Source organism: Rhabdobacter roseus (assembly GCF_014202275.1).
Lineage (GTDB): Bacteria > Bacteroidota > Bacteroidia > Cytophagales > Spirosomataceae > Rhabdobacter > Rhabdobacter roseus.
The window spans coordinates 171,598-191,889 of the sequence record NZ_JACHGF010000007.1 but is presented as its reverse complement, the minus strand read 5'-3'; the positions used below and the strand labels follow the sequence as shown (position 1 = coordinate 191,889).

General features: G+C 53.8%; 17 protein-coding genes. 3 read left to right on the top strand and 14 right to left on the bottom strand.

Annotated features, from left to right (window positions below):
- Positions 1-5 precede the first annotated feature (5 nt).
- The 5 genes from atpF to HNQ92_RS19915 form a co-directional block, all read right to left on the bottom strand.
- A complete protein-coding gene (atpF, locus tag HNQ92_RS19935; RefSeq protein WP_184176531.1) occupies positions 6-500 on the bottom strand; it encodes a F0F1 ATP synthase subunit B in 495 nt (164 codons plus the stop codon).
- Positions 501-711: 211 nt separating this feature from the next.
- Positions 712-975 (bottom strand): ATP synthase F0 subunit C, encoded by a 264-nt coding sequence (gene atpE, locus HNQ92_RS19930; protein ID WP_184176529.1) that lies wholly within the window; start codon positions 973-975, stop codon positions 712-714.
- A 58-nt stretch (positions 976-1,033) separates the two neighbouring features.
- Positions 1,034-2,128 carry a F0F1 ATP synthase subunit A gene (atpB, locus tag HNQ92_RS19925; protein WP_184176527.1) on the bottom strand — a complete coding sequence of 365 codons (1,095 nt, stop codon included), beginning with the start codon at positions 2,126-2,128 and terminating at the stop codon, positions 1,034-1,036.
- Between the two features lie 21 nt (positions 2,129-2,149).
- The gene (locus HNQ92_RS19920) at positions 2,150-2,512 is read right to left on the bottom strand and encodes a hypothetical protein (RefSeq protein WP_184176525.1); all 363 of its coding nucleotides are present in this window, start codon (positions 2,510-2,512) and stop codon (positions 2,150-2,152) included.
- A gap of 11 nt (positions 2,513-2,523) precedes the next feature.
- Entirely contained in the window at positions 2,524-2,757 is a 234-nt protein-coding gene (locus tag HNQ92_RS19915) for an AtpZ/AtpI family protein (protein ID WP_184176523.1), read from the bottom strand.
- 135 nt (positions 2,758-2,892) lie between these two features.
- Here HNQ92_RS19915 and porW point away from each other — a divergent pair, with 135 nt between their 5' ends.
- From porW to uvrC, 3 genes are all read left to right on the top strand, one after another.
- Positions 2,893-5,127, top strand: coding sequence for a type IX secretion system periplasmic lipoprotein PorW/SprE (gene porW / locus HNQ92_RS19910; RefSeq protein WP_343063024.1), 2,235 nt, complete (start codon positions 2,893-2,895; stop codon positions 5,125-5,127).
- Positions 5,128-5,248: 121 nt separating this feature from the next.
- Positions 5,249-7,546: a penicillin-binding protein 1A gene (locus HNQ92_RS19905; protein WP_184176519.1), complete on the top strand. Its 2,298-nt coding sequence runs from the start codon at positions 5,249-5,251 to the stop codon at positions 7,544-7,546.
- 151 nt (positions 7,547-7,697) lie between these two features.
- Positions 7,698-9,512, top strand: a complete 1,815-nt coding sequence (uvrC, locus tag HNQ92_RS19900) for an excinuclease ABC subunit UvrC (RefSeq protein ID WP_184176517.1) — start codon at positions 7,698-7,700, stop codon at positions 9,510-9,512.
- A 512-nt stretch (positions 9,513-10,024) separates the two neighbouring features.
- Here the strand turns inward: uvrC and HNQ92_RS19895 are convergent.
- The 9 genes from HNQ92_RS19895 to HNQ92_RS19855 form a co-directional block, all read right to left on the bottom strand.
- A complete protein-coding gene (locus tag HNQ92_RS19895) occupies positions 10,025-10,411 on the bottom strand; it encodes a hypothetical protein (RefSeq protein WP_184176515.1) in 387 nt (128 codons plus the stop codon).
- Positions 10,412-10,697: 286 nt separating this feature from the next.
- Positions 10,698-11,588: a sulfite exporter TauE/SafE family protein gene (locus HNQ92_RS19890; RefSeq protein WP_184176513.1), complete on the bottom strand. Its 891-nt coding sequence runs from the start codon at positions 11,586-11,588 to the stop codon at positions 10,698-10,700.
- Between the two features lie 114 nt (positions 11,589-11,702).
- Positions 11,703-12,968, bottom strand: a complete 1,266-nt coding sequence (locus HNQ92_RS19885) for a peroxiredoxin family protein (RefSeq protein WP_184176511.1) — start codon at positions 12,966-12,968, stop codon at positions 11,703-11,705.
- A 21-nt stretch (positions 12,969-12,989) separates the two neighbouring features.
- Positions 12,990-13,562 carry an RBBP9/YdeN family alpha/beta hydrolase gene (locus HNQ92_RS19880; RefSeq protein ID WP_184176509.1) on the bottom strand — a complete coding sequence of 191 codons (573 nt, stop codon included), beginning with the start codon at positions 13,560-13,562 and terminating at the stop codon, positions 12,990-12,992.
- A 200-nt stretch (positions 13,563-13,762) separates the two neighbouring features.
- A complete protein-coding gene (locus HNQ92_RS19875; protein ID WP_184176507.1) occupies positions 13,763-15,202 on the bottom strand; it encodes an NAD(P)-binding protein in 1,440 nt (479 codons plus the stop codon).
- Positions 15,203-15,250: 48 nt separating this feature from the next.
- Complete coding sequence (soxC, locus tag HNQ92_RS19870) at positions 15,251-16,492, bottom strand: sulfite dehydrogenase (RefSeq protein WP_184176505.1); 1,242 nt, start codon at positions 16,490-16,492, stop codon at positions 15,251-15,253.
- 10 nt (positions 16,493-16,502) lie between these two features.
- Positions 16,503-17,120 carry a c-type cytochrome gene (locus tag HNQ92_RS19865; protein ID WP_184176503.1) on the bottom strand — a complete coding sequence of 206 codons (618 nt, stop codon included), beginning with the start codon at positions 17,118-17,120 and terminating at the stop codon, positions 16,503-16,505.
- Positions 17,121-17,127: 7 nt separating this feature from the next.
- Positions 17,128-18,897: a hypothetical protein gene (locus HNQ92_RS19860; RefSeq protein ID WP_246440490.1), complete on the bottom strand. Its 1,770-nt coding sequence runs from the start codon at positions 18,895-18,897 to the stop codon at positions 17,128-17,130.
- Positions 18,898-18,928: 31 nt separating this feature from the next.
- The gene (locus tag HNQ92_RS19855) at positions 18,929-20,281 is read right to left on the bottom strand and encodes a DoxX family protein (RefSeq protein ID WP_184176501.1); all 1,353 of its coding nucleotides are present in this window, start codon (positions 20,279-20,281) and stop codon (positions 18,929-18,931) included.
- Between the last annotated feature and the right edge of the window lie 11 nt (positions 20,282-20,292).

Here is a 20,292-nt window from a genome sequence, read left to right as displayed (position 1 = left end):
AAAACTTAGTTCAAACGCGCGGAACTCGCCAGCTCGGCGATGAGCTTTTCCTGCGAGGCTTTGTCGCTGAGTTCCCGGCGCAGTACCTGCTCGGCAATTTCCAGCGACAGCTTGGCTACCTCAACTTTCATCTTGCTCACGGCGGCATATTGCTCGTCCTGAATGGCCTTGCGGGCGCTTTCAATCACTTTCTGACCTTCCAGGGTCGCTTTTTCTTTGGCTTCGGCAATCATCCGATCGGACGCATCCCGGGCTTCGCGAATGATGCGGTCGCGGGCGGCGTTGGCTTCGGCCAGTAGTTTTTCGTTATCGGCCTGGAGTTTCGCCATTTCGGAGCGGGTACGCTCGGCCAGGTCCAGGGCGCTTTGGATTTCGTGCTCACGCTCTTTCAGCCCACCAATGATGGGTTTCCAGGCGTAGGTACGTAGGATGAACACCAGCAGCAAAAATACCACCAGCATCCAGAAGAGTAGTCCTAGGGCAGGAGTTAATAGAGCCATTGTTTATAGAATAAAAAGGAATGAATGTAAAAAGAAAATATCGTTCAGTAGTCTTGCCAAGTACCTGATGGGTCGGGGTACCTGGAGAAACTAGGTACTTGTAAATTCAATCTTTTGAAAATCCGTAGGAGCCTAGTGCTCCTACGGAAAACATTTTTTTGCCACTTCCTTGCCTAATGCAACGGAAGCTCAGGCGTACGCTGCTGATTAATTACAGCTTGAAAGAAATAAGCAGACAGATAACGGCTGCAAAAAGGGCCACGGCTTCGATAAGGGCCGCGATGATCAGCATGGCCGTTTGGATACGACCGGCCGCTTCCGGCTGACGGGCGATACCTTCCATGGCGCTACCACCGATACGTCCGATACCCAGACCGGCACCGATAGCCGCCAAGCCAGCACCGATACCGGCACCCAATACAGCTAGACCTGCGCCACTCTGTTCAGCAGCTTGAAGCAACATTTGAAGCAACATAATTGTGTTTGTTTAAGAGATATAGAATTAAAAAGAAAACAAAAGATTGCAAAAAGGATCAATGGCCGTGGTCGGGCTCGTGGTTATCTTCAATGGCACTTCCGATGTACATGGACGAAAGCAGCGTGAAAATGAAAGCCTGAATAAAGGCTACCATGATTTCGATGGCGTTCATGAACAGGGCAAAGAGCGAGATAACCGGCGCAATGGCCAGGCTCTTGAATATGAAAATCAAACCGAAAAGGCTAAGCAAGATAATGTGCCCGGCGGTCATGTTGGCAAAAAGCCGGACCATCAGCGAAAAAGGCTTCATGAATACCCCCACGATCTCGACGGGGATCATGATGGGCAGCAGCGCTACCGGTACCCCCGTAGGCTTGAAAAGGTGCAGGTAGTAATGCTTGTTGGCGTTGAGGTGCACGATGATGAACGTCAGCACGGCCAGCGTCATGGTGACGGCGATATTGCCCGTTACGTTGGCGGCGCCGGGAAGCAGTCCCAGCAGGTTATTGACCAATATAAAGAAGAAGAGCGTCAGCATGTAGGGGAGGTACTTTTCGTAGGCGGGGCCGATGTTAGGCTTTACTACTTCGTCCCGAATGAAAAGAATGATCACCTCCATGGCCGATTGAAAACCTTTGGGGGCCTTGCCTTTGCGGTTGTTGTAGGCTTTGGCTACCGAGCCGAAGATCAGCACCAGAATCACCGCGCTCAGCAGCATGGAGGCTACGTTTTTGGTAATGGAAAAGTCATATACCGTGCGCGACTCATCGACAGGTACAATCTGCTCGGAATCACCGTGAACCAGGTGGTAGCCGTTGTATTCGTGGTGCTCGTTGTGGAAGTTGCTGGAAGAAAATACTTCCAGGCCGCGGTCGGCGGAGTACAGGATCACGGGCAGCGGAAGTACCATGCCGTGCGCAAATTCCCACTCGTGCGAGTCAGAAATGTGGTGCATGATCATCTGGCCAATGTTGAACTCCTCTTCGTTCTCTTTCAGATTTTGATCAATAGCATGTTCTTTCTGGTTGATTTCTCCCTCAACCCCTTTTTTACCGTGAGCGCCTTCGTCGTGCTGAGCCACTAAGGAGCTGGAAATGAATATGGTTGCGGCCAGGGCAACGGATAGTATTCGGCGGATAGAACTAAACATAAAAGCTTGTAAGACTAGGCGTTATGAATCGCGGCGCAAGTTACGATACAAACCATAGATTTCAAAACAAGTGTAAAATAAATAGAGTGCAAAAAAGTTAAGAATGAAAAGGAGCGGGTCTGTAACCCCGCGGTAGAAAAAAACGCCCACAAAAATGACGCACAACAACAGGCGCGCCACGATGGTAGAAAGATAAAAGGGAACGAATTTCTCGCGTGTGTTGCGAAAACCGTATTCCATGAGCCGATGAATGAGAAAAGAAACGCCCAGGTAAAAGGCCAGCATGTACCAGACCGACGGGTGAAGCCAGGCGTCCTGCTGGGTCCGTTGGGCTAGAAAAAATACAATTCCGATGACTAGCGTAGCCAGGATGCTTCTGATCATAACCGGATCGGTTAGTATTTAGGCATGTTACGAATGAACAAATAGAGCGAAGCGGCAATGGAGCCCAACGACAGGATCAGGGTCCAGATGGGTACCTGGTTTTGTTGCCATTCGTCCAATTTATAGCCACCATAGGTAAAAACCAGGATCGTCCCCAGCATCTGAAAGGCCAGGGCAGAGTACTTGGCGTAGTTGTTGGTGCGGCGGCGGGCGTCGTCCCAATCGTCCTTTTTGGGGGTCGTCATGCGGGGTACGTTGCTAATTTAAAAGTAAAGTTGCTTCAATTTTCGGAAATGGCATTATCTTCGATACGTAATTGTTCATTCCGGCGTTTTAGGGAAGTCGGAATACCATCCATTTTTACCAGCTACTACCCGTTTGTGATAGGCTTTTTCAGATCCATCTCTTCCCGACTTTTGGCCTGCCTGGCTTTACTAAGTACCCTGACGGCCCTGCTGGCGGGTTGCTCGCAGTACAGTAACCGCCCGGGCCCGGTGGCCTTTCATAACCTTACGGCCCGGTACAACGCTTACTACATTGCCCGTACCGACCTCCGCAACGCCGAAATGACGGTGCAAAAAGCCTACCGGGACGACTACAATCAGCTGCTGCCGCTCCTACTGCCCATGGACTCGGTACTTTACCAGGGCGTTAAGCCTCAGCTGGAAGATGCCATCAAGAAGGCGTCCATCGTAGCCGAAAAGCACCAAAACAGCAAATGGCTGGACAATAGCTACACACTCCTGGGCCGGTCGCGCTTGTACCTGGGGCAGTGGGAAGATGGCGTGGAAGCGCTGCGGTACGTCTTTGCCAGCGGGCGCGACGAAAACGATAAAAACGAGGCCCTGACCTGGCTCATGCGCGCCTACGCAGAGCGCGACGACTACGCCAATGCCCTCAACGTGGCCGAGTACCTGCGCCAGCAGCCCTTGACCAAAGCCGCCACGCGGGACTTTTACCTGACCAAAGCTTACGTGCACCAGCAGGAGGGAGAGTACCTCACCTCCGTGGCGATTCTGGAACAAACCTTTCCTCTGCTCAAGAAATCGCCCGAGAAAGCGCGGCTGCACTACGCGGCCGGGCAGCTTTACGACCGGATCGGGCAGTACGCACTGGCCAACCAGCACTACAAAGCCGTGTCCAAAAACCGGCCTCTGTACGACCTGTCGTTTTTTGCTTCCATGAATTCATTGCAAAACCAGGTACTGATCAACCCCAAGGCCGACCTGACTTCCGTAGGCTTTGACCGGATGCTGCGGGATCGTAAAAACGAGGACCTCCGTGACCGTATTTATTACACCATGGGGCTTCTGGCCGAGCGGCGCGGCCGCTTTCCGGAGGCGATTGGGTACTTGCAAAAATCCGTTCAGGTGGCCGGGACCAACACCAGCCAGATTCCCTACACCTACCTTGAGCTAGCCCGGATTCACTACGACCAACTCGAAAACTACGAAGCCGCCAAAGCTTACTACGATAGCGCGCTGGTGGTACTGCCCCGCGAAGCCGAAGCCTACCGCCAGGTAGCGGACCGAAAAAAGGCTTTGGATGAATTTGTGGCCCAAATGACGATCGTCCGGACCGAAGATAGCCTACAGGTACTTGCCCAAATGAACCCCGCCGCCCTGGAGCGCAAGCTCGACACGGTGATCGAAGCCGAAGAGGAAGAGAAAAAACAACTGCTCAAGAAAGCGCAGGAAGCGCTGGCGGTGTCGCTGGCCGCGGCCAATAAACCGGGCAGCCTTCCGCTGGCGGGCAACGAGCGCCGGTTCGAGCTTTACGATCCGCAGCTGATTATCCAGGGGCGCGCGGAGTTTCGGCGCGTGTGGGGCAACCGCAAGCTGGAAGACGACTGGCGCCGCTCCACCCGCGACAACCGTACGCTTTCTACCCCCAACCAGTCGATGCCGCTGGCGGGCCTGGAGCAACCGGCCCAGAATGCCGACGCCGCCACGACCATGACCAAAGGCTCGGAGGAGTGGCAGGCGCGCCGCGACGAGCTCCGCCGGGCCATACCGCTCACCGCCGAGGCCCTGGCGGCTTCCCAGAAACGAAAAGAAGAAGCCCTCTACCGCCTGGGTAAAATCTACCGGTTTGACCTGGAGGAACCCCAGAAGGCGGTCGCTTCCTTTACCCGCTTGCTAAAAGAGTACCCCTCCACTACCTTCCGCGAAGAGGTCTACTACCTGATCTACCTCTCCCTGGACGAACAGGACAAGAACCGCCCTTTGTGGAAAGAAAAATTGCTGACGGAGTACCCCAATTCCCTCTACGCGCGCTTGCTCAACCAAACGCCTGACGACAACGGCCTGGCCGGAACGACCGCGGCGGGCTCACCCGCTAAACGCTACGATGCCGTTTATGCCCTCTATACCCGGGGCAACTACACCGAAGCCCTTGAACAGGTGGAAAATGCCGTGGCGCAGTTTCACGGCCACGCGCTGGAAGATAAGTTTGCCCTGCTGCGTATCTTTTTGGTGGGTAAAGTACGGGGGCGGGATGCCTACCTGGGGGCCATTAATGAGTTCATTCGCCTGTATCCAAGCAGCCCTTTGCTGCCCCGGGTGCAGGAAATGCTCGAGATCAGCGGACAAGCGGCTGCGCGGCGTAAGTATTGAAATGTTATCTTTGCCGGAATGATCCCCGGATCATCGGCGTTCTTTTCGAAAAAAAGGAGTAGTACCGGTTTTCGAAAGTACCTTCGTAACCCTCCATTATTAACTCATTATAAAAAAGCACATGATTGAATTACAGCCGGGAAAATACCGCCGTACTATCATCAACATTTGGCGTTATGCGGCCGTCGGCTTAGGTCTTATTATATTTTATATTTTTGCGGTAAGCATCAATCTATTGTGGTTGTTTGGCGGCATGCCTGACCTCAAAACGCTCGAAAATCCCAAGTGGGAACTAGCTTCGGAGCTGATCTCGGAAGACGGTAAGTCGCTCGGGAAGTACATCATCGAAAACCGTGCGCTCATTGAGTTTGACCAAGTATCGCCGCGGCTCATCGAGGCGCTGCTGGCCACGGAAGACGCCCGTTTTGTGAAGCATTCGGGCATTGATCCCCGCAGCCTGGCGCGGGCCGTGCGCGGAGTGGCTACGGGGCGCTCAAGCTCCGGTGGTGGAAGTACCCTCACGCAGCAAACCGCCAAAAACCTCTTTGAAACCCGTACCGAAAAGTACCGGGGGCTGCTGGGGCACGTACCCTTTGTCCGTACCGTCATTGCCAAAACCAAAGAGTGGATCTTGTCGGTAATTCTGGAGCGGAAGTACACCAAGCGGGAAATCCTGATGATGTACCTCAACACCAACTCCTTCGGCAATAATACCTACGGGGTAAAAGTAGCAGCCAAAACCTACTTTAATAAAGAAGCCTGGAACCTCGACGCCCACGAAGCGGCGCTGCTCGTAGGGATGCTCCAAAACCCGACCTTCTGGAACCCGCTGCGCTTTCCGGACCGCGCCCTGGTACGCCGCAACACCGTACTAACCCAGATGGTGAAGTACGACTTTCTGACCCAGGAGCAGTACGAAACCTACAAGCAAAAGCCGCTGGACCTGAAGTTTACCATCGAGAGCCACAATACCGGCCCGGCCCCCTACTTCCGGGAGTCGATGAAAAGCATCCTGAAAAACTGGGTAGAACAGTACAACGCCGACAATGGTACTTCCTACGACCTGTACACCAGCGGGCTGCGGATCTATACCACCATTGATTCCCGGATGCAGCGCTACGCCGAAGAGGCCGTGACCGAGAATATGAAAAACCAGCAGAAGCTCTTCGACGAGCACTGGAAAGGCCGCAACCCCTGGATCGACGACGACGGAAAAGAAATCAAAGGCTTTATCGAAAAAGCCGCCCGCCGCTCGGCCCGGTTTATTGGATTGAAAAACGAGCTGGGCGAAGACGCCGCCTGGAAGATCATGCGGACTCCCCACAAGATGAAGGTATTTACCTGGGACGGAGAAAAAGAAGTGACCATGAGCCCGCTCGACTCCATTGCCTACTACAAAAGGTACCTGCGCACGGGGCTTATGTCCATGGACCCGCGCAACGGCCACGTAAAAGCCTGGGTAGGCGGGAATAACTTCAGGTACTTCAAGTACGACCAGGTACGGCAGGCCCGCCGCCAGCCCGGCTCTACCTTTAAGCCCTTCGTGTACCTGTCGGCGCTGGATAAGAATTTCCTTACCGCCTGCGACCGCGTGGTGGACCGGCCCGTGACCTTTACGCTGGCCGACGGGGTACCTGGTGGCTGGACGCCCAAAAACTCCACCGGCAAGTACTCCTACCAGGCCCTGACCCTGCGGCAGGCCATTGGTAAATCCGTGAACTCGGTGAGTGCCTACATCATGAAGCAGGTACGTCCCAAAACGGTAGTGGACTACGCGCGCAAGCTGGGGATCACCAGTCCGCTCGATGCCAAACCTTCTCTTTGCCTGGGCATTAGCTCCGTCACGGTGTACGAAATGGTGGGAGCCTACTGTGCCTTCGTGAACGGCGGCCACCGTACCGAGCCCATGACCGTGCTGCGCATCGAGGATCGATACGGAAACCTATTGCAGGATTTTTACCCCAAAGCCAACCAGGAAATCAGCGCCAACATGGCCTACAACATGCTATACCTGCTCAAGGGCTCGGTGGAAGATCCGGGAGGTACCTCCGTGCGGCTGCGCTCCTACGGCCTCACCGACGGCAATGAGATTGCCGCCAAAACCGGAACGACCTCCAACTACTCCGACGGCTGGTTTATGGGCATGACCCACAGCCTGGTGTCGGGCGTGTGGGTAGGCGGGGAAGACATGCAGATCCACTTCCGTACCCTGGCACTGGGGCAAGGGGGCCGCATGGCGCTGCCCGCCTGGGGCCTGTACATGCAGAAGGTCTACGCCGACCCCACGCTGGTGCAGTACCGTAAGGGGCCATTTGTAAAGCCGCCCAACTACTACCTCGACTGCGGAGGTACCTATACCGATAGCACCGATACCTACATTCCTCCTTCGGTATCGGACGACGAAGGGGTACTTTTCTAGCGAAAATAGCCGACTTTTTTTGGCGGTACTGCCTCTCGCCCCTGGCGAGCAGTACCGCTTTTTGGGCTGTATCCGTCGGCAACTTTTCGGCGGGTACGGTTGTTTTTATAAACCGATTGACACCTACTAAGCAACGATCAGACCAGGGCGCATGGCCAATTCTTTCGATTCTAAATTAGAGCTTTCCAAAGTACCCCACGAGCCGGGCGTGTACCGCTACTTCGACGAGCACGACGAAGTCATTTACGTGGGCAAGGCCAAAGACCTCCGCAACCGGGTAGGGAGCTACTTTGTGAAGTCCAACCAGCACGACCGCAAGACCAAGCGGCTGGTGAGCCAGATTCGCCGCCTGGAGTTTACCATCGTACCTACCGAGTGGGACGCCCTGCTGTTGGAAAACCAGCTCATCAAGCGCTTTCAGCCGCGCTTTAATATCCTCCTGCGCGACGACAAAACCTACCCCTTCATCTGCATTACGTTTGAGCGCTTTCCGCGCGTGATCACCACCCGGCGCGTCGACCGCAAGGTAGGTACCTACTATGGGCCTTTTGCCAACCTGCGCGCCATGTACGCCCTGCTGGACATGTTCCGGGCGCTGTACACGATCCGGTCGTGCCACCTCAACCTGTCGGAAGAAAACGTAGCCTCAGGCAAGTATAAGGTGTGCCTGGAGTTTCATATTGGCAACTGCAAAGGCCCCTGCGAGGCCCGCGTAGCGGAGGAAGACTACAATGCCGAGATCGAGCAGGTACATCATATCCTGAAGGGAAACCTATCGCTGCCGCAGGGGTACTTTAAAAAGAAAATGCTGGAAGCTGCCGAGCGCATGGCTTTTGAAGAAGCCCACCAGTGGAAGGGCAAGCTCGAGCTGCTGGATAACTTCCAGAACAAGGCCACGGTGGTGAGCCCGCGCGTGGGCGATGTGGACGTACTTACCATCGTGTCGGATGAGGAGGCCGCCTACCTCAACTACATGAAAGTGACCAACGGCTACGTAGTGGCAACCCAGACTTTTGACATCAAGAAAAAGCTGGACGAAAGCGACGAAGAGCTGCTGGCCATGCTGCTGGTGGAAATGCGCGCTACCTACGGCGGCGAATCCAAGGAATTGATTTCCAACATTAAGCCTAACCTGGAGCTGAAAATGGAGGTGACGATCCCGCAGATTGGTGATAAGAAAAAGCTGCTGGATATGTCGATGAAAAATGTCATGTACTTCCGGCACGAAAAAGCCGAGCGCAAAGCCCTGGAAAATACCGCCAACGCCAGCCGCAAAGACCGGGTATTGATTAAGCTCAAAACCGACCTGCAACTTAAGGCCCTACCCCGGCACATCGAGTGCTTTGATAACTCTAATATCCAGGGTACCAACCCCGTGGCGGCCATGGTGTGTTTCAAGGAGGGCAGGCCATCTAAAAAGGACTACCGCCACTTCACCATCAAAACCGTGGTGGGAGCCAACGACTTCGCCAGCATGAAGGAGGTAGTAGGCCGCCGCTACAGCCGGGTACTTACCGAGGGCGACGCCCTGCCCGACCTCATCGTGATCGACGGCGGCAAGGGGCAGCTCAGCTCCTCGTGTGAGGCCCTGAAAGAGCTGGGGCTCTACGGCCAGGTACCCATCATCGGCATTGCCAAGCGGCTGGAGGAGATCTACTTTCCGGAAGATACCCTGCCGCTCTACATCGACAAAAAATCCGAGTCGCTGAAGCTCATTCAGCAAATCCGCGACGAAGCCCACCGCTTCGCCATTACCTACCACCGCGACAAGCGCAGCCGCACCAGCCTCGTGAGCGAGCTCGAAAACGTGGAGGGTATTGGCAAGAAAACCGCCGCCAAGCTCCTGAAGCACTTCCGCTCGCTGCGCGCCATCCGCGAAAGTACCCCCGAGCAGCTGGCCGAAGTCGTAGGCCAGGACCGCGCCCTGAAGGTCAAGAAGTACTTCGAAACGATGGCGGGGGAGTAGGGGGTACTTGCACAGGCTACTCGGGGGTACTTTCAGAGATCCACTTTGGGGCTTTTACAATAAAATAGAGGTAGAACAAGTACGCAAAGGATGCCGCGAAAATGTTGCCAGGTACCCAAAACCACAGCGTATGGTGATCGAGCGGCCGTTGTAAATTAAATGGTAGAGCTCGTATTATTTCCCACCAAAGCATCACCGTAGCCGCCAGGAAAAACCACTTGATTTTTCTATCGTACCAAATGACCAGAGGCCAAAGGCTAGCCCAGCTCGCCAGGATAAAGAAGCACGTAATACGGTTACTAAAAGTATCGCCAAAAAAACATAGTAAAGCCCAAAGTACTATTGGTAGGTTCCATTTGGTATCGTAGTAGCAGGTAAAAAAATAGGACACGATCATAATCAGCATCGTGATGGCTACTTTCTTTCGGTACTGAAAATACAAGGTGTTCATCGTTTCAGGATTACGAAGATTTGAAAAGCACAGGCCCGAACTTGTCCCTTACCTCAGCGGACTAATCCAGATACGCGGTGGTATCGCCAAGTTTGTAGCGTAGCCGTTGGTGCGTAGCATCCTTGGCTAAGTACACTGCGCCCGAAAAGCTGAATTGCTTCAATCCAAGCGCCACGATTCCGTGAGTCTTTTGGTCATAAATGAGCGTATCGGCGTTCTTGATTTCCAAGAAGTCGGTTTTAAAATCGACGTTTCCCAGCAAAGTTGTTTGGTGGGTACTTGTGTTAATATGGACCTCCTTACAGGTATATTCCTGGTTTGGTAGGGGTACTTTTTCTGATGGAGGTACCTCCTGGGCCGTGGCGTACAGGCTTCCCAGGCCTAGTCCGATCATCATCCAATGCTTTTTCATGCTGCCGTTGGTTTCGTGGTTTTTTCTCTGCCTCATAAAGGAAGGTACCTTACGCAAAACCACCAAGCCATTAAGAAATTTTAACGAAACTCCACTTTTCCGACTCTTGGTTTTTGAGTCAAAGTACCTTATTCTTTTTCGCAATAGCCAAGTACCCTGCCTGGGTAGGTACTTGGCTATTGGGCAGATAGTTAAAAACCCGAAAGGCGATCTTCGAAAGAGTCGCTTTTCGGGCTAAGGATGGTTTGTCTTGTAGTGCTTGTGGCTACGCTCCTGGAAAACGTAAGTACCCCAAGGTACCTTATCACCGTTGCGGAAAGGCCTAAAAGAAACTGACCACGACCGTCCGGATGCTCAGGATAATCACCAAAGTACCCACGATGAGCATCAGAGGGCGGCGTTTGAGGCGGGTAACGAGCAGCGCTCCGAAGGGAGCGGCCATCACGCCCCCGACGATGAGGCCCAGCACCACCTGCACGTTGGAGATGCCTTGCAGGAGCAGAAATGTGATGCCGCTGGCAAAGGTAATGGCAAACTCAGCGGCATTCACCGAGCCAATGGTATAGCGAGGATCGCGCCCCTGGCCGAGCAGCGTAGAAGTAACGATGGGCCCCCAGCCCCCGCCGCCGATGGAATCCATGAAGCCGCCAAAGGTAGCCAGCAGCCCCAGCCGTTTGGTTTTTTGCTTGGGACGGTTTTTCAGGAGGGCTTTTCGAATGATGATCACGCCCAGCACGCCCATATAAATGGCAATGAATGGTTTGATAAAGTCACCATCCAGTAAATCAGAAAGGATGTAGGCCCCGGCTACCGAGCCCAGCACACCAGGAATGAGTAGCGTTCGGAAGAGCTTTTTATTGATGTTTTTAAATCTAAAGTGCGAAATCGCCGAAGCGCCGGTGGTGAACATCTCGGCCACGTGTACGCTGGCACTACTCACCGCCGGAGGTACCCCCAGCGAGAGTAAAAAGGAATTGGAAGTAACGCCATAGGCCATGCCCAGGGTCCCGTCCACCAACTGAGCACCCAGCCCCACCAGCAGGTAAAAGAAGAAGTCGCTCTGAAAAAGCTTCTCCGCGCTGCTGAAATCAACCGGTATTTTTCCCGTAAAAATTAAGATACCGGTACCTAGCAGCAACACAAGGGCTAGGGCGATGAGACCATACCAGTAAAGCTTGTTGGGAGAAAACAGGGCGAGCACTTTGTTATACATTTCCGGGCAAAGATTGGGCGGGAAATTGATTGCGGAGGCAAATGTACAAAAGTAGGCGATATAGTCTATAATATTTATAGACTATATCGCTCTTTTTTTTCATTTCTATTTTACTTATTTGCTGGAAGTTGTAGAAACCTCTGTCAGGTACGTGTCAAGTTGCTCATTCCAGTGCTTTACAAACGCCGTATAAAAGTTCCCGGTGGCCTCGCCCGAGTAACCCGTGTGAATCTGCCGTACCTTACCGTCACGACCAATAATGACGGTAGTTGGGAAAGCCAGCACGTGATCCAGGGCCGGAAATTTTTCGGCCGCCACCTGCTTGTCGGCTTTGCCACCAAATAATAGGTCGTATTGCACGTCGTAGCGCTTTTTTAGCTTGCTCAGCGTATAGCGGGCATACTCTAGGTCATCTTTGGCTTCGAAGGCCACCCCAATGACCTCCACCCCACGATCTTTGTTTTGTTTATACCAAGGGGCTAGAAACGTGACTTGGTCCATACAGTTAGGGCACCAGGTACCCATAATTTCGATGACGACTACCTTACCTCGGTATTTTTCGTCACGAAGCGAAACCAGCTGCCCGTCCAGGTTGGGTAAAGAAAAATCGAGGCGATCATAGCCTGGCTTGAGATAGGTTAAGGAATAGGCGTCGGGTAGTGCTGCCTGGTCATTCTTAGTTCCCTCGAACGGTGTAGCATTGGGCCCCGTTCCGATGGAGCCAGAAAGGGAATTATCGTCCAGGATGGTGCCCCGTAAATAGTACGGGCTAGCGCCCGTGAAGCCAGAGAGAAAAAAAGAATTGCCTTGTACATTTCCTTCGAGCGCTCGGCTATCACCCGTAATAGAAAGAATAGCCCCCGTCAGTCGACTTCCTTTTTGCTCCAACACCGCAACGCGGTCGGCCGCGTTTTCGGTGTTTTTAAGTGTAATGACCCAGCGTCCGCTCAGGTTGGAAGCCGGGGTACTTTCCGGGCCGGAGAACTCAAAGCGGTGGGTCTTTCCGGGTTGGGCCGTAAAGGGGATTACCCTTTTGCGGCCATCACCCAACGTTTGGTAGCTTCCACGCAAGGTGCCATCAGCCTGTATTTTGGCAACCAAAGCAGCCTCGAAAGTACCCAAAGGAATGAAGAGTGAATCTGGGGAGGGTAGGCTTGCCCAGAATTCATCGCGAATACCAGCGTTGAGGGTGGTAAAGCGCAGGGAAGCGTGGGATTCCTTTTTAATTTCAAAATTGAAAGGTACTTCGGTGTCGTTCAGTAAAAAAACGCCTCGCCAGGGACCTTCACGTAACGTGGAAACAGGCTGCGAAACGGCATTGAAAGCAACCCCCAAGAGCAGCATGAGGATGCTACTGATTCGAAATTTTTTGGTCTTCATGGTAGTTTAGGTAGTTTATGTTCAATCAAAATGCTTAACGGGGTAAGCGAGTGAAGCCAGGTAGCCGATCCGTCGTAGCAGCGCTTTTCCGTCGGGCCAGTCGGCTAGGTCCGACAGCGCATTGATATGCCCCTGGGTACCTATGTTTACGAATTCACTCCCCCAGTTTTCGGCAAAGCGTTCGGCTCGTTCCAGGGACACGTACCGGTCGTCCGTGCTGGCTACCACGATGCTGGGAAACCACAGCTTGGCGTTGGGAATGGGTACAAAGCTGTTGATGAAGCTAAGGCGTTGTGATTTTTCGACGTCTGCCGGTGCCACCAACAGGGCCCCGCGTACCAGGGGTGAGTAGTGCTCAGCAGCCCAGTGCACCACCGTGGTGCATCCCAGGCTATGAGCTACCAGAATCGTAGGCTCTTGGAGTTTCTGAATGGTATCCTGTACCCTCTCAACCCACTCTGCCCGGATGGGCCAGTCCCAGTTGGGTTGCTCGATCCGGTGGAAGCGGTGAGGGTGTTGCTGTTCCCAGATGGTTTGCCAGTGGGTAGGCCCCGAGCTGGCCAAGCCCGGTAGAGTAAGAAAGTGAAAGCTCATAGGACAATTTTTTTTGTTAATATTTAGCTGGCTATTTCCCGCGTAGCTACCAAGTAGGTAGAGCTACTTTCCTGAGGTCAAATACTCATTTTCATATTAAAATACTAAATCTATATATTTTATAGGATATAAAAACAAATATAAAAAAGAATCTACGACAAGCAAACTTTTTTGTGGTGGCTTTAAAGCAATCGTTTACCTTACAAGCTCGGGATTTTAAATACATCCCGTAGTGCTTGCCGAGCCGCATGGTGCCCACACATCCCGTGCACTCCGCCACCTGGAGGAGTTGAAGAAGAGCATAAGTAAAGACCTCTGGTACTGGTGCGATACGGAGAAGCCCGTAGGGCGGGCCTGGTAAATAGCTGCCGAATGTCCAGTATACCGCCGTTAATGTCGCCCCCGATGTAGTTAGGATTGTAACTTTCCATTTGCTGGGTATTCATGGTATGACGCGCCAAGATTCGATCCCGAAAGCCGGGCGCAAAGCGCTCCACCTGCCGCTCGATGGCATTGGTCATATCCACCCGCGAGCCGTTGGGCACATGGCAGTAAGCCCAGGCCGTATGCTTGCCCGTAGGAGCTCGAGTAGGATCGAAAAGGCTTTGTTGGGCTAATAACACAAAAGGCTTCTCGGGATGCTTACCCTGGGAAGTATGAGCTTCCGAGGCGGTAATTTCTTCCAAAGTACCCCCAAGATGAACCGTTCCGGCCTGTTGGCAGCTAAGAGCGGTAAAAGGGATGGGGCCATCCAGAGCCCAGTCGACCTTAAAAACGCCCATGCCGTACCGGTACTTTTCCAACTGCCATTGGTAAAGTGGGGAGAAAGTATGCCCAGCGATTTGGAGCAACTGGCGGGGCGTTACGTCAAAAAGTACGGCTTTGGAGGCTGGTAGTTGTGCCAGTGACTTGACGTAAAAATTAGTCTGAATGCTGCCGCCCAGGGAGGTGAAATACGAAGCGAGCGCGTGGGCAATCGACTGGGAACCTCCCCGCGGGATGGGCCAGCCTCGCAGGTGAGCGGCAGCCATAAGTACCAGGCCGATGGCCGACGTGGTAAGATTGGATAAGGGCTGGATGGAATGCGCCGCCATACCGGCCCACAGGCCGCGCGCGTCGCGCGCCCGAAAGCGGCTGGCCAGCCAAGTGGCTGGCAGCAAGGCGTTCAGTCCAAAGCGCAGCGATTTGACAGGGGACTTGGGAAGGCGGAGTGGGCCCAGTAGCTCGGGAGCAAGCAGGGGCCAGTCTTGCAGGAGTGGGGTCATCAGCCGGAGGTAGGCGGCTTCGTCGGTACCTAGTTTTGAAGCCGTAGCGTCCAGCGACTTTTCCAAACGAGCCGCTTTTCCGTCGTCAAACGGATGAGCCGCGGCCAGGGTCGTGTGCAGGTAGGTGAGGCCGTGCTGGGCCAAAGGCAGGGTTTGAAAAAAAGGGGAGCCAATGGCCAATGGGTGAATGGCCGAGCATACATCGTGGGTGAAGCCCGGTAGCGTGAGCTCGGCGGAGCGAAGCCCGCCGCCGATCGTGGACTTGCCCTCGACAAGCAACACCGACAACCCCGCTCGCTGTAAGGTGATGGCGGCGGCCAGGCCATTCGGCCCTGAGCCCACCACGACGGCATCGTATTCAGGATTATTGCTCACGCTTTAATTGAAAAAAAGTATAAAATTAACAAAAGAAAGGTACCTGACTTAGGTGGAACGAAACAGTACTTTACCGTCCCGGCCAATCCACCAGGCCGTAATGGGGTTGAAATGATACCCTCCGCTGGCCCCCCGGGCCTCGGTGAGTTGCCGGTAGGTAGGTTGAAGATAGCCCGTTTCGTCCGTAACCCGGCTCATGATTTCGGTTTCTTCGCCTTTCCACTCCCAAAGGTACCTAAAGTAGGTATGCGCCTTGTCCAGGATGGGGGGCTGGAGGTGGGCCTGCTGCCAGGTTTTGCCCGCATCGGTACTTACCTCTACTTGAAGTACCTTGCCCCGTCCACTCCAGGCAATGCCCCTGATTTCGATCCAGCCTTTTTGCACCTGAGCCGGGTAGGCCGGGTACGTTATGATGGAGCGGGCGTCCATGACAAAGCTAAACTGCCGGTACTTATCTCGTACAGGCTCGGTATACTTCGAAGTCTCTTCGCGGGTCATGAAGGGGGCGTCTGATAGCTCGATCCGGCGCAGCCATTTGACGCTGGCGTTGCCTTCCCAGCCGGGTAGGAACAGCCGGGCCGGGTAGCCTTGCTCGGGCCGGATGGCCTCGCCGTTTTGGGCGTAGGCAATGACCGCATCCTCCCAGCCTTTGCTTACGGGTACGCTGCGGGTCATGACGGCGGCGTCGGAGCCTTCGGCCAGAAACCAGGTAGCCTTGGGGCTCACGCCTACTTCCCGAAATAGAGTTGATAACTTTACCCCAATCCATTCACTTTGGCTGGTGAGGCCACATATCTCTTGCGGGGCAATTTGACCATTGGCCTGGCTACGGTAGTTGCCTGAGCATTCCAAAAAACAGATCCTGGATACCGAAGGGAAACGCTTTAAATCCGAGAGGGAGAAAGCCATGGGTTTATCCACCATGCCGTGGATAAGCAGCTCATAAGTACCTGGATCAATGGCCGGGACGCCGTTGTGATGGCGCTCGTAGTGCAAGTCGGATGGTGTGATGATGCCGTACAGATCCTGAAGGGGCGTGCGAGAGGACGTGTCAGAAATTTTTTTCAGCGGCTTTTCAAAGGAGGAACGGGTACCTAACTCGCCTGGAGGTACCCCCGGGCGCTTGGTTGGGTCCTCGAGGTACTTGGCTTCGGGAATTGCCGCTTGCACGGCTTTCCCCGAAGCTGTCTGTACAATCACTACGGCAGCCGTAGCTGCTCCGCCCAGCAAAGCCCGGCGGGTGATTTTTTGCGCAATAACACCGTCTTTTTTTTCTTCTTGTGGGTTCATAAGGTACCTGTTACTTTATTTCGGGGCCTCCCTGGCGGTCGTCCGAGACAAATCGCTCCCGGGCGGGCATCACTACCCTTGGCAGGGACTCAGCATCCATGACTGTTTGTTCTCCAATGACTCCGTTGGCATGGAGCAAATAAGCTGTAAGCTGGTATACTTCCTGGTTCGATAGCGAGCCGGGCTCGTTAAAAGGCATGGCCCGGCGGATGTAATCAAAAACGGTCGTGGCATAGGGCCAGTAGGTACCTATCGTCTTTTCGGTCCGTCGTTGGGGGCTTGGGGCCGTAGCGGTGGTAGAAGTGACCAACGAGCCACTGGGTCCACCTACGCCCCCTTCTCCGTGGCATACGGCACATTTGCGAGCGTATAGTAGCTTGCCCTCAGCGGCTTGCCCTGAACCCGGCGGAAGCCCGAGGCCGTCGGGACGAACGTCAATATCCAGTTTTCGAATTTCCTCTTGGCTTACCACCCGGCCCAGTCCGAACGTTCGGGGGTACCTGAGGGTATCTTGATGGGTAGGCATTGAAAGTACCCCTTGGCGGGCTTTGGAGCCCGCCAAGGGCCCGGAACACACGACGGCGGCCGGGAGCGCGGCGAAGAATAAGTACTTTGGGAGTTTTAGCATGAATCCGTTAGTCATAATGACCAGCCTCCAAGGTACTTCTGGAAAGCGCGTATTTTTTATCGTATCGATCCAGTACCACCCGAATCGAGTCCTTCTTCTCATCGATCCCGGAAAGCACCACCCGGTCGCCACCGTTTAGGATGGTATAGCTAAGTACCATGCGATTACGCTTGCCGGGGCGCGACTCCCGCTCAATGCCCTGGGTGCGGCGGGTTGAGCGGCCCAAGGGATGAATTTTTGGATCTTCGGGACCAATGATCGCCAAAGCCGTTTTCGGAATCCAATTCGCTTCCTGCTCTCGTCCTTGACGGGCTGCTCCCTCTGCATTTCGCCTTCCGCCTTCGCGGCGCGTATTTCCACTGCGTTCATTGGCGTTGGCCCGGCTGTTATTCTCCGGATTAGGCCGGTTGCCGCTGTTTTGGTTTCGGGCACTTCTGGCCCCACCACCTTCTCCCTCGGCCAAAAACGCGCTCTCACGGTTGGCCGCGCCCCGATTTTTATCCTGTAGATAAAGTACCTGGTTGATGGTGTCAGCTTCGTAGTAGAACACGCGTTGACCACCGGCCACGCCGGTGAGCTCGAAGGTACGGTTGATGTCACGCATGGGAGATCCGCCGCCGTTGGAGAGGTCCAGGTCGACGGGTTTGTTTACTTTAAAGGTCAGGGTAGTCCATTTCTCAAACGTAGCCTGTTGCCAGCGCACGGTGTCCAGCGGAGCGTAGGGAATAAGCTGGTCGTTGATCCGGAACTCACTAACCTGGTAGTTGCCGCGCAGTTCAGGAATACCTTTGATGGCGGGCTGTTTGTAGGGGTCGTACAGGAAATTGACGACCTGTAGGTATAGCAAAAGTACCAGGAAAACGGCGATCGTAGCGGTTTTCAAGCTTATTCGCATGACCCGTTGCCAGGTTTGAGAGAGGTCCGGGTAATAAATGTAGGGTACCGTATAGCGCTCCCGAATGAGCAGATTGTACAAGCTGGGAATATACTGGATAAGCAAGAAGGCCGAAAAAAGTACAAAATAGGAACTGTAGACATGTACCCCGCCGTCGTAGGCAAAATTGACGTACACGATGTCAGCCAAGGCTCCGAAAAGCAACACGGAACCCCAAAAGGTGGTGGCCCGGAAAAACAGCAGAGCCCCCGCCAGGATTTCGACAAATCCCGCAAAGACTTCGTACCAGGGTACGATCCCGATCGAGAGCCAGTAGATTTTCTGGAGCGTAAGGTCACCGAAGTTGGTATTGAGCACGCCCCACGACGGGTAAGGTAGCTGAGTAGGGAGTAACTTGGTGAACCCAAAGCCGATGATGCCGATCCCGGCCCGGTAGCGCACAATGACCCGCAGCCAGTAGTAGAGCAGGTTGTATTCTTTGGGTTCAGGCTTGCGGAACTTATCCACGGCGGTCCAGATGAAACCGGCCACTACGGAAAAGAGCAGCGTGATGACCCAGGTTGCGTATCCATTGAGCGGACTACCAAAGAGGCGGCTACCGAAAAAATTTAACCCCGAACCAAAACGCGCTACATCGTAGATGTCTCGGTAGTGCAAATGCAGCCAATCCAACGCGAACAACTCTTTGTACCAATTGACGTTGTTGGGGAGGGTCATGCTCACAAAGAAGATAAATGCAATGCGGAAAAGTACCCTTTGGTAATTTTTCCAAACCGGCAGGTACCCGGATACGCTCCCCGGCTGATCGGAGGATACCGGTTGGGCTGACGAAGAAACGGGGGCCGATTCGACGGCGTCAGTATTAGGATCAAGGATAGCCATGATAAATGCTGGGTTAATAGGAGGTTAAGGGTTATAACTTCAGGCCCCGGCGGCGACCCGTTTTTTGAGCTTCAAACAGAAGGTACTTTTTGTCGATTCGGTGAAGAACCACCCTGATCGAATCCTGACGCTCATTAAGGCCACTCAGCAGGATCGTCGAATCGGTGGGGAATTGGTACTGGAGCAGCAGCGTTTCGGAAGGGTAGTTAGGGTTTCGATTTTGTAGATGCAACGTTTGGGAGGCGGAGTCTAGCTTGTAGCTATAGTAATGACGCCCCTGGGAGCCAGCCAATTCATAGGTACGGTCCTGATCGGTGGCAGGTACCTCTTCGGTATTGGAAAGATCCAGCGCTACTGCCCGGTTGGACTTAATACTGATCGTGTTCCAGGTTTCGAAGACGACATCCAGCCAGCGTACGGAGTCCGTGTGGGAAAAGGGAAGTGCCGTGCCGTTTAACTCAAAGTCCTGGACATTGTAGAGCCCCGCCGCTCCTTTGAGGCCAGGCTGCTGGGGAAACTGGTAGGGGCCCTGTTGGTATCCCGTCCGGGTTTTGAATCCATAAAGTACCACGAAAAAGAGTACAAAGGCGATTTTTATCCCAACCCGACCGGTTTTTTGCCAAGCCTGGGTAAAAACCGGATGAAACCGGTAAGGGGTAGTGGGACGCTCTAGCGAAACCAGGTTGAAAAGCCGTAGAGCATCCTGAGAGAAAATAAACAGGGCCAGCGTGATTAAGTACAGACTATACACGTACTCGCCTCCTTCGTAGGCTACGTTGGACAGAAAAACGTTGCCAGTAAAAGGCAGGATAATGAGCGTACCGATGGTGGCCGTTTTGCGGTGCAGGAGCAACAAACCGCCGATGATCTCCACCAAACCCAGAAACGACTGGTAGTTAGGTACCACCCCCAGACTCAACGAGAATAACTTCCAGGCTGAGAAATCGCCGTAGTGGGTGTTAAGGTTACTGAGGGATGGTAGGGGGGCTTGCAAGGGGAAAAGTTTTATGAATCCAAAAGCAAGTACTCCTACCGCAAGACGATAACGCACAATCACGCGCAACCAATAGTAAAGGGCGTCGTAGTTTGTGTCGCGAGGATCGCGCCGCTGCCAGAGGTAGGCCCCCAGTAGCGCCAATCCTGCCACAATGAGCCAGTTGGCAAACGTATCTGGACCCGTAAAGAACTTGGGCTGGTACTTTGAGAGGTGGAAAATATCTCCGTAGGAAAGCTCAAGCCAATGGATGGAAAACAGATCCCGGTAAAACTTCCAGTCTAAAGGGACAGCTTGAATTATGAAGTAAATAAACAAAAATCGAAAGATGGATTTCTGGAGGTTTGTCCATTCCGAGCTCGACGCGGATACGTTTGGAGTAGTGGCCATAAGGCGTAGCG